Consider the following 10,509-nt stretch of genomic DNA (forward strand, 5'->3'; position numbering starts at 1 on the left):
AGCTACCGTGACCCCGATGAACACCACTAGGAGCCACTGCATGAGGCGGGGCAACACGTATCTCGTCACCAGCTCCATAGCCTCTTACCATCCCCGCTATTGTCGACAGCCCCCCTCTTCCCCTCAAAGACTACCCCGGGGGAAGAGGGGGGCACCCTTCGTTCAGAACAACATCGCTCTTCTACACCTTACTTCCTCCCTGTCGGCTTAAGGTAGGGCAGTACGAACCGTGAGCCCATGAACCAGTAGTTCGGTTGGCCATAAGGGTTCTCGGCAGTGGGGAAGTTCGTCCAATAGTACTCGTCGAAGGTAATGAACTTCTTAAAGCTGATCGTGCTTATCGTCCACATATTCTCCGTCCAAAGCTTCAGAAACTCCCTATCTAGCTCTACGATCGTCGGATCGCCTGGAGCAGCCGCCCCAAGCCGATCGATCACTTCGTCGAGGGCCTTCGACTGAACCCGCGTTATATTCCCGCCAAAGGCCCCCACTGCAGGCTTCCCAACACGCTGAAGGAACCTCGAGTGCAGCTGTTGTATAAACGGCCACTTGTCTGGAGCCATCGTCGCCCCAGACCCTCCACCAAATCCCCACGCAGAGGTTACTTCGAAGTCGCCGACCGAGTTACGAGTATAGTACGGATCCCGCTCCTGAGTTTCAACGCTGACGTCTATACCAAACCTTCTCCACTGGTCCGCGGCTCCGATTGCGAGCCGAAACACGTCCACTTCATCCGGCGCGGCCAAGATTGAGAACTTCCACGGCGATCCATCCGGCAGCAGCCACTTGCCCCGAGCGTCCCTCGAGAAACCGTTGCGCTTCAACAGTCTTTCCGCAATGTCTGGAGCGTACTTCCACCACGCGATCCCGAATAGAGCCTTAACCGCCTCTGGCTCGTCGGGTACAGAGTACCCCTGCCTTCTCGCCCAATCAGCTATCTTCATCGGAACCGTTTCGTCATACGGCTTGAATCGTTCTCCCTTATCAAGCTCAAGAGTTAGCTCTTTCAACCAGGATTCAAGCGGCTTATGATAGTGCCTCATGTGCAGGGGCGTGGAAGGCTGCGGAATGGGCGTCACACGGGCCACGCCACCGATGTATTGCGTCTGCAACTCGACGATGTCGAGAGCAAGCGCCAACGCCCATCGGACATCGCGGTTCTTGAAATACGGCAATTTCTCGAAGTTGAACCCGAAGAACCTAACATCGACCTCGTCGGGCCACGCCCAGGGGAACTCCTTGTACCAGGATCGGGCCGTCGAGCTTCTGCTTAACAGGGTTCGGAATGCTTCGAAGTTAAGATCCATTAGCACGTCCAAATTGTGCTGGGCCATGGCAATGACTTTCTTTTCGTCCGGACCGTAGAAAATAGTGAGAATGAACCGTGGCCCTGGTTGCCCGGTGAGCATACCCGGTACCGTTCTTTGCCAGTCCGGGCGCCGTTCAAAGAGCTCCCAGTATCCAGCTGGGTCCGCATCTTTCACGACATAAGGCCCAAGCGAGACTGGAGGCCAGAAGGTGTATTCGAACGGCGACTTCACCTTTTCCCAGACATGCTTCGGTTGCATGTAGATTGCGTTGTAGCGCGCCGTAAACAAATAGTGGAACCGGGGATATGGTTTTTTCAGGCGGAAAACAACCGTATAGTTGTCAGCCTTCTCGACACTCGCAACATACGAATTTAGCTCGGAGGACCACAGCATCCCAGGGTTAGCCATCAAGTTCTTTACAGTGAACACGACATCGTCTGCCGTGAACTCCACACCGTCACTCCAATAGACTCCTATCTTCAGTTTCACCGTCATTTGCGTATAGTCTGCATTGTAAGCTGGCTCCGACTCGGCCAAGGAGTTGATCCATTTGCCCGTCTGCTGGTCGATATACCAAAGCGTATCCATGATCAGCGCTTGCCTAGTCGGGCTGGGTGGACCTGCGATCCAGAGGTTAAAGTTCCGCGGTACGCTATAGCGAAAAATCTGGTCGACGATGAGGGTTTCGTTTCTCGGTACGCCGGCAGGAAGCTGAGCTAACGCGAGGTTGCTCCAAGCGAACACAGCGATGGCCGCCAGGTAAACAAGCCCCAGGAGTCTCTTCCTCATATTTAACCAGCGCCCCCTTAAGCATGGGTTTCGGATGTCTCCGACCGCATGACCTCGTGACCACTTGGTTCGGGTGCACGGTCACGAGCTACCCTTGACAAGACGGCTGGAAAGGCCGGACCTTTCCCTGTGCATCCCCCCCTTCGTGTAGCTATCAGCCTGCACGCCAGCGACTATCCCCTCCTACCCTCTCGCGGCAGCGCTCGCTTCAACATACCCACTCGAACGGTACTCCCTTAGTGGGTCAATCGGTACACCCAACTCACGTCTAACTTCTACCAGGAGCGGGGTCACGTCACGCCGGAAAGCCTTAAGAAGCTCGGTTTCAGCGGCAATGACGTCACAGGCCTCTTGGGCCTCCTGTAGTCGTGCTCGATTAACCAAAAGCGCGCGGGCGTACGCCTCCTGCAGGTTCAAAACGGACTGAATGGTGGCCTCCACCTTGGGCTTGGTGTTATGGCTCTGGTCAATCATGAACGCGACGTCTAGCCACCCGCTGGCTCGCTCTTCGGCCGCCAGGAGCTCGTTGTAAATGAGAAAGAGCTCGTACGGGTTGATCGAACCCGTGGTCAAGTCATCGTCCGCGTACTTTCGGGCGTTGAAGTGAAAGCCCCCAAGCCTTCCTTCGTCCAACAGGAAGGCCACGATTTGCTCCACGTTGACCCCCTGGGCGTGGTGGCCCAAGTCGACCAGCACGTATGCCTGCGGACCCAGCTTTTGCGCATGCAAGAGGGCTGCTCCCCAGTCGGGCACATCCGTCGAGTAAAAGGCCGGCTCGAAGAGCTTGTATTCGATGAGCAAGCGCATGTGCGGCCCGAGGTGCCGGTAAATCCCGTTCAGGCTTTCCTCAAGACGGCGCTTTCTGGCGACAAAGTCGTCCTGCCCCGGATAATCGGTGCCATCGGGAAGCCACAGGCTCAGATCCCGGGAATCGATCTGCCTCATGATGTCGATACATTCGAGCACGTGAGCGATGGCCTTCTTCCGCACCCGAGGGTCCGGATGGGCCAAGCTTCCGAACTTGTAATCGTCGTCCTGGAACAGGTTGGGATTGACGGCACCAATCTTCAGGCCTAACTCCTCAGCTCGTGCCTTCAGCTTGTCGTAGTCATCGACTTTGTCCCAGGGTATGTGGATTGCCACGCTCCTGGCAATCCCCGTAAACCGGAGAACCTGCGCCGCATCCTCCAGCTTCTCGAACGCCGTGCGAGCCGCCCCTGGCTGGTGAAAGACCTTGAACCGCGTCCCGCTGTCCGCATAGCCCCAAGACGGCGTCTCGATGTGCTGCTGGAGAAGCCGTTCCTTCGCTTTGTCAACGTCGATGCCCTCCGCTTGCAATTCCTCTACCAGGAGGCGGTAGCGATCGGTCCAGTACCGTTCATCCAGCTTCCCCATCGTCTCTTCCCACCCCAGGTGTCCAGCATGGCTTTGGACCACAGCTCCTTGCCTTCGGCACCGCTCAACCCTACAGGGGGCTTGCCGTTTCCCTTTCGGACCCGGACCAGTTCAAGATGCGGTTTTGAAAGTACTGGTAGGTGTCTTCCCAGTCGGCAGTTCGACCCGGTTCGTAAAGCGTAGTTGCGAACGACTCCCGAACTACAGACCGAAGTTCCTCTAGCGTTGTGATCTCTCCTAACGCTTTAGCCTGCATCAAGAGATTACCGACCGCCGTCGCCTCGACGGGGCCTGCGATGACCGGCCGCCCCGTAACATCGGCAGTCAGCTGGCAGAGGAGCTCGTTACGAGCACCTCCGCCAACCACGTGGATACGGTCGACGAAGCTCCCGGTCACCTCCTGGATTTGCTCGATCACCCATCGGTACTTCAGCGCGAGGCTTTTGAGGATAGTACGCACTATCTCGGCGCGGTCCTCAGGAACACGTTGTCCCGTCTGTCGGCAGAAACGCTGAATAGATTCAACCACGTTGGTAGGCCGCAGGAACGACTCGTCATCAGGGTCGATGAAGCACTGCCGCCCCCGGGCCCCGGACGCCATTCGGGTGAGCTCGGAATAAGTGGCGTCAAAGCCTTCTCGTTGCCACTGACGCTGGCACTGCTGCAACAGCCACAAGCCCATCACGTTCTTCAGCAGCCGGAAAGTACCGAACACGCCCCCTTCGTTGGACAGGTTCGCCGCAAATGCCTTCTCTGTCGTAATGGGCTGCTGACGCTCCACTCCCACCAAAGACCAAGTACCGGAGCTGATGTAGGCCCGCGTTCTCCCGGGAGACGAGGGGGAAGCTGGCACCGCAGCTACCGCGCACGCCGTGTCGTGGCCGGCCGGCAGCACAACAGGTGTTGGTTCCATGCCTAGCTCGTGTGCGTGCTCCTGACGCAAGGCCCCTACGACGGTACCGGGCCGTCGAACGGTCGGGAATAGGCGCTCGGGTAGGTCGAAGGCATTCAGAATGGGGGACGCCCAGCATCCGGCTCGTGAATTGTAGAGCTGAGAGGTAGATACGGCTGTGAACTCATCAACGGGCTCACCGCTGAGCAGATAACTGAAGGCGCTGGGCATCATGAGCAGCGTACTGGCCGCCCTCAAGAGCGGCGAGTTCGCTGTCTTCAGGGCCAGCAACTGGAACAGCGTGTTGATGGGCATCATCTGAATGCCAGTGATTTGAAACAGCTCGCGAGCGGGGAGGATGGAAAAGGCCCTTTCCATCATGCCCTTTGTATGCGGATCGCGATAATGATACGGGTTCGCCACTAGCTCACCGTCTGCGGTAAACAGTGCGAAATCGACGCCCCATGCATCGACCCCAATCGCACCCAGTGCCGCGCCGTGGGCGCGACGCGCGGCCCCCAGGCCTCGCTTCATTTCGGCGAACAGCCGTAGGAAGTCCCAGTAGAGGTGCCCAGCGGCTTGGACTGGTTCGTTTGGGAAACGATGCACCTCCTCCACTGTCAGGCGCCGACCATCAAACCTCCCCAGGACCGCTCGACCGCTCTCAGCCCCGAGATCAAAGGCCACCATACCCAGCGTGGGTCTCTCGGCCACCGCTTTCATCCATGATCCCGCCCAGCCTCTGCTCCCGTGTCTCCTCTTACCTTGTAGCACTCCCGCCGCCACACCATTGCGGCGTCAGTCTAGATGGAACACCTCTTCCAACAGTACGAGTCCCTCGTCCGGTCGTTTACCGTCAAGTGCCTCGAAAAACGGAGCCATTTCTTGCTGCCAGCGCCAATTGACTTCCCTCTTCGCCATTTCCGCTCGTGCTCGCTCGAAGTCATCTGTTTCCAGGTAGCCAAAGAGGAGCCCGTCCTCGTGAAGAAAGAGAGAGTAGTTGTGCCACCCTGCTTCGCGGAGGGCTTGTAGCATTTCCGGCCAGACCGCCTTGTGCCGCTGTTTGTACTCGTCTATCTTCTCTCGTTTGACCTTCAGTAAGAAAGCCACGTGCTGCATACTAATCCCTCCATAGCGCTAAAGCCGAGGGTCCGGCAATGAGCGCATCGCTCATCGTACGAAAGCCCCGGCAACCCCACCATCGACCGTGATCGTGCACCCCGTGGTGCAGGAAGAGCGATGCGATGCAAGGAACAACACGGCATGTGCGACATCCTCAGGTCGGACATTGACCTTGAGAGTTGTACGCTGCCGGTAGTACTCGGAAAGCTGTTCTACGGAAATCCCGTAAGCCGAAGCGCGCGCTTCCCGCCACTCCGACGACCAGATCTTCGACCCCTCGAGCACCGCGTCGGGAGCCACGCAGTTGACCCGGATACCATACGGCCCGCCATCTTCCGCAAGCGATCGGGCCAGGTGCTGTTCGGCTGCCTTGGCTGCGTTGTATGCAGCCGCGCCCTTCGATGCCAGAATGCCGTTCTTTGATGTGACGAAGACGATGCTGCCGCCTCTGCCCTGCGCCTTCATCACCCGGAATGCTTCCCTGGCCGCCAGGAAGTAGCCTCTGGCCAGGACAGCGAAGATACGCTCCCATTCGCCAAGTGGCGTCTCCTCGACAGCAGCCGAGTAAGCGAGACCCGCCGACACGACGACGCTGTCAATCCCGCCGAACCGCAGGACGGCCTCTTCAAATACTCCTTGGACCGATTGCTCGTCGCTGATGTCAGCTGCCACGCGAAGCACTTGTTCGCTGCCGTAGCGACGCTGCAGCTCGCTGGCCACTTGCGCCAACCCTGCCTCGTCAATGTCCGTCACAGCGACGTGGGCGCCTTCCCGGGCAAACAGCTCGGCAACAGCACGGCCGATTCCGCCGGCGGCTCCTGCGACAACGGCGACGTGGCGTGAAAGCTCCTTATCGGGGGGTCCCAGGGTCAGCTTGTAGAGCTCCAGCGGCCAGTATTCGATGTCATAGGCCTGCTGTGGTGTTAGGGATACGAAGCGCCCGAGAGCCGAGGCACCCCGCATCGTTTCGATGGCCCGATGGTAAAGCCCGGCCGCTTGCTGCGCTTCGTGCTTGTCCTTACCGGTCGACAGCAACCCAGCCCCTGGGATGAGGATGATGCGGGGATACGGATCGCCCTCCGGGTCGCCGGGACGCCGGTACTGCGCCTGGTATGCCTGGTACTTCTCCTTGTACTCCCTGAGGCCCTGTACGAGCTGCTCCCGCAGGCGCGTTTCGTCGTCGGCCGCAGGGTCGAAGTCCACCCAAAGCGGCAGGTGCTTCGTGTGGACCAGGTGGTCGGGGCACGCGGACCCTACCTGCGACAGCTGCTTTCCGGCGGCCGAGTTGACGAACTCCAACACCTGCGGGGAGTCGTCGTAATGCAGGATGACCCGCCTGCACTCACTCATCACCCCCCGGGCCACCGGCATGATGTTCAACAACAGCCGGCGACGCCGGGCCGGGTCGAGCGTCGAGACGGCCATGCCCCCGAACGCCGGCCTCGCTCCGGCCCGCGACTCGATGAAGGCGTATGCATCGTTGACGACGGAGAGGGTATTGAGATAGGCCTCCTTGTGCGTGTTGCCCCAGGTAACGAGGCCATGGCGTGCCAGGAACACCCCGCGAAGCCTGTCGCCACCCTCGCGGACTGCCCTGAGTACGGCCTTGGCCAAGTCAAAGCCGGGCCGCATGTACGGAACCCAGGCGATGCGATCCCCGAATGCCTCCTTCGTGAGCCGCTCCCCGTCTTCCGTGTTGCAGAACGCCAGCACGGCATCCGGGTGCGTGTGGTCCACGTGCGGGTAAGGCACAAAGGCATGCATGAGTGTCTCAATTGAAGGGCGCGGGGCTCCGGGCTTGAGGACACAGCGCATGAGGTAATCCACCATTTCCTCATCGGACATGGCGTCGCGCTGCTCGAGGAGGAGCAGGTCCTCCAGACGAAGGGGAACGAAACCGTCTTCCTTGATGGTGAGGAGATCGGAGCCGCTTCCCTTCACCCACAATACGGTGATGGGTCGGCCTGCCACGTCCACGCCGGGGAGTTTGGTGGACGTGTTGCCCCCCTTCCAGTTGACCACCGCCCGGTCCGCACCCAGATGGTTCGAGCGGTAAACCAGTTGCTCCAATGGCGACAGCGACGTAGCGACATGGTCGTTCCAGCGATTGGTAATGCGCTCCAAGCCCGATTTTCCTTTCCGGCTACCCCGAGGTTATGGGATCTTGCCTGACTCTGTGGTATGTATTCGCTATCTATTGGCCATATTCCTTCCGGTTTCGCACTTTTCTGTGGGAGGATCCTCGCTGACGACGTCGAACCTCGTTGCTGGAGGGACAAAGAAAACGCGCAATGACGACCAACGGTTCGGGCGATGGTAACCGGGGCAGAGCCGGGCAGACCTTGTTGAGGCCCGTGGGCAGCGGGGCGCGTCCCCGAACCGTGCTCGCCCCCGAACGACGAGAGATCATTCGGCGCTTGCTACAGCAGGACGGCGCAGTCCGAGTCAGCGAGCTCGCGTCAGCCCTTGGTGTATCCGAGGAGACTGTCCGCCGGGACCTGGAAGCGCTGGAACGGGCAGGCGTCGCGCAGCGCACGTACGGAGGAGCCGTGAGCACCCAGCCGGCCTCCCCCGAGTTACCCTTCGCCCGACGTCAGGCCGAACGCCAGGAGCAAAAGCAAAAGATTGCCAGGACCGCACTTCAGCTGGTATGTCCGGGCGACAACATCGGTATGGATGCCAGCACCACGGTCTTGCAGATGGCGCTTGCCTGGCCCGAGGGCCTTCAAGCAACGGTGCTGACCAACTCGATGCCGACGGCCATGGAGCTGGCCAAGCACCCGGCTGTCACGGTGGTATGCCCGGGGGGTATTGTCCGGCAAGCGGCATGGTCTTTCGTCGGGCCGCTGGCGGAACAGACCATCGCAGCCTACCACCTCAACAAGGTCTTTATGTCGTGCAGAGGGCTATCGGTCGAACACGGCCCGACGGAGTCGAACGAGCTTGAAGTGCAGGTAAAGCGCCGGTTGGCTCAGGTGGCAGACCAGGTTATTATCCTGGCTGACAGCTCGAAGCTTGACGCCTCGGGCTTCGTAAGCATCGTGCCCATATCCGCCGTCCATACCGTCATCACCGACGCCGAGGCTAACCCATCATCCCTCGATCGGCTCAGCAAGCTCGGCATCCAGGTTATCGTGGCCGAATAGCCCGGAGGGACAAGCGAAGCTATCTCCGTCCCCTGGAAGACGAGGAGCGATGCACGCTTGCGCGTTCCGCTCTTTATCGGGTGCGTGAATGATGTCTTGTTCCCGAGGGCCGGGGTGGCCGCAGCCCGCATCCTGCACCGCCTCGGGGTGGACGTGGACTTTCCGGCGGGGCAGACCTGCTGCGGGCAGGCCCATTGGAACAGCGGCTACCGGGCCGAGGCCTGCGGCCTGGCCCGCCACTTCCTCGACGTCTTCGAGGGCGCCGAATATGTGGTGGCGCCGACGGGCTCGTGCGTCTCGATGATGCGGGAGTATTACCCGGAGATATTCCGGGACCAGCCGGCCCTGGCCGAGCGTGTCCGGCGCCTTGTCACGCGGACCTATGAGTTTTCCCAGTTCCTCACCGACGTCCTGGGCGTCATCGATCTCGGCGCCCGCTACCCTGCACGGGCGGTCCATCACGCCTCCTGCCACATGACGCGCCTCTTGGGCGCCAGCTCGGCGCCGCTGCGGTTGCTGGCCCACGTCGAGGGGTTGGAGCTCCGTCCCTTCCCAGGTCCCGAGCAGTGCTGCGGCTTCGGGGGCACCTTTGCAGTGAAGTCGCCGGAGTTGTCGATGGCCATGGCCGACGAAAAGCTGGACGCGTTCGTTTCAGCGGGCGCGGAACTGGTCATCTCGGCTGACACCTCGTGCCTGCTGCACCTGATGGGGCGGGCACACCGGCGGGGCCTGCCTCTTCGGTTCTTGCACGTTGCCGAGGTGCTGGCCGAAGGTACGGGTCTGTTGGAGCCCGATCGGGGCGTAGCTCTGATGGCCGACACCGCCCGGCAGCCCCTCGGGCGAGGGGGTACCGCCGGATGAACGCGGGCGGCCCGGGCGCCGCCACCCTCAGCTCGTTCCGCCGGCGGGTGGCGCAAGCATTGGCCAACGAGCGGCTCCGGCAGGCCGTTCGCACCACCGCCGACGGCAAGATCGTGGCCCGGCAGAAGGCGTTCGCCTCCCTTGCCGAGATGGCGGCCCGGGGCTGGGCGGCCGGCGATTTCGAAAGCCTGCGGCGCCGGGCCTACGCCATCAAGACGTACGCCCTGGACCACCTCGAGGAGCTTTTGCGGAAGGCCACCGCCGCCATCGAGGCGCGGGGCGGCAGGGTGCGGCGGGCGGCGGGGCCGGAGGACGTGGCGCGCATCGTGCGGGAGATCGCCGAACGGCGCGGCACCCGGCTCGTGGTGAAGTCCAAGTCGATGGCTACGGAGGAGATCCACCTCAACGAGGCTCTGCAGGCAGGCGGCCTCGAGGTAGTGGAGACCGACCTGGGCGAGTTCATCATCCAGCTTGCCGGCGAACGTCCGGCTCACATCGTCACCCCTTGCATCCACAAAACGCGGGAGGAGATCGCGGAGCTCTTCTCTCGGCTGGTGGGACACCCCGTGGGCACCGACACGCCGTCACTGGCAGGGGTGGCGCGCCGGGTGCTGCGGGAGAAGTTTCTCAGCGCCGACATCGGGATGTCGGGCGCCAACTTCATTGTGGCCGAGACAGGCACGGTGGTGGTCTGTACCAACGAGGGCAACGGCCGGCTGGTGACGTCGGCGCCGCCGGTGCACGTCGTCGTGGCGGGCGTCGAAAAGGTCATTCCGGCTCTCCGAGACCTTCCCGTCTTTCTCGAACTGCTCGCCCGCAGCGCCACCGGCCAGCATATCACGGTGTACACCCACCTCGTAACCGGCCCCCGAAGCCCGCAGGAACTCGACGGCCCCGAGGAGCTCCACGTCATCTTCCTGGACAACGGCCGCCTGCGGGTGCTGGAGTCGCCGTACCGCGACGTGCTCGCCTGTATCCGGTGCGGGGCCTGTCT

General features: G+C 61.3%; 8 protein-coding genes. 3 read left to right on the forward strand and 5 right to left on the reverse strand.

From position 1 onward, the window contains the following. Positions 1–188: 188 nt before the first annotated feature. The 5 genes from AB1609_02420 to rhaD all read right to left on the reverse strand — a co-directional run bounded on the left by AB1609_02420 (position 189) and on the right by rhaD (position 7,632). Positions 189–2,099, reverse strand: a complete 1,911-nt coding sequence (locus tag AB1609_02420; GenBank protein MEW6045324.1) for an ABC transporter substrate-binding protein — start codon at positions 2,097–2,099, stop codon at positions 189–191. 183 nt (positions 2,100–2,282) lie between these two features. Further along, a complete protein-coding gene (gene rhaI, locus AB1609_02425) occupies positions 2,283–3,494 on the reverse strand; it encodes an L-rhamnose isomerase (GenBank protein MEW6045325.1) in 1,212 nt (403 codons plus the stop codon). 70 nt (positions 3,495–3,564) lie between these two features. Next, complete coding sequence (locus tag AB1609_02430) at positions 3,565–5,109, reverse strand: rhamnulokinase family protein (GenBank protein MEW6045326.1); 1,545 nt, start codon at positions 5,107–5,109, stop codon at positions 3,565–3,567. 75 nt (positions 5,110–5,184) lie between these two features. Next, positions 5,185–5,505: an L-rhamnose mutarotase gene (locus tag AB1609_02435; protein ID MEW6045327.1), complete on the reverse strand. Its 321-nt coding sequence runs from the start codon at positions 5,503–5,505 to the stop codon at positions 5,185–5,187. Positions 5,506–5,556: 51 nt separating this feature from the next. Beyond that, positions 5,557–7,632 carry a bifunctional rhamnulose-1-phosphate aldolase/short-chain dehydrogenase gene (gene rhaD, locus AB1609_02440; GenBank protein ID MEW6045328.1) on the reverse strand — a complete coding sequence of 692 codons (2,076 nt, stop codon included), beginning with the start codon at positions 7,630–7,632 and terminating at the stop codon, positions 5,557–5,559. A gap of 167 nt (positions 7,633–7,799) precedes the next feature. On the opposite strand from rhaD, the gene AB1609_02445 reads away from it, so the two are divergent. From AB1609_02445 to AB1609_02455, 3 genes are all read left to right on the forward strand, one after another. Continuing rightward, positions 7,800–8,654, forward strand: coding sequence for a DeoR/GlpR family DNA-binding transcription regulator (locus AB1609_02445; GenBank protein ID MEW6045329.1), 855 nt, complete (start codon positions 7,800–7,802; stop codon positions 8,652–8,654). A 57-nt stretch (positions 8,655–8,711) separates the two neighbouring features. Continuing rightward, positions 8,712–9,515 (forward strand): (Fe-S)-binding protein, encoded by an 804-nt coding sequence (locus AB1609_02450; GenBank protein MEW6045330.1) that lies wholly within the window; start codon positions 8,712–8,714, stop codon positions 9,513–9,515. Then, the coding region (locus tag AB1609_02455) for an LUD domain-containing protein (protein ID MEW6045331.1) at positions 9,512–10,509 on the forward strand (998 nt) is incomplete at its 3' end. The genes AB1609_02450 and AB1609_02455, both read left to right, overlap by 4 nt.

It is taken from the genome of Bacillota bacterium (assembly GCA_040754675.1).
GTDB lineage: Bacteria > Bacillota > Limnochordia > Limnochordales > Geochordaceae > Geochorda.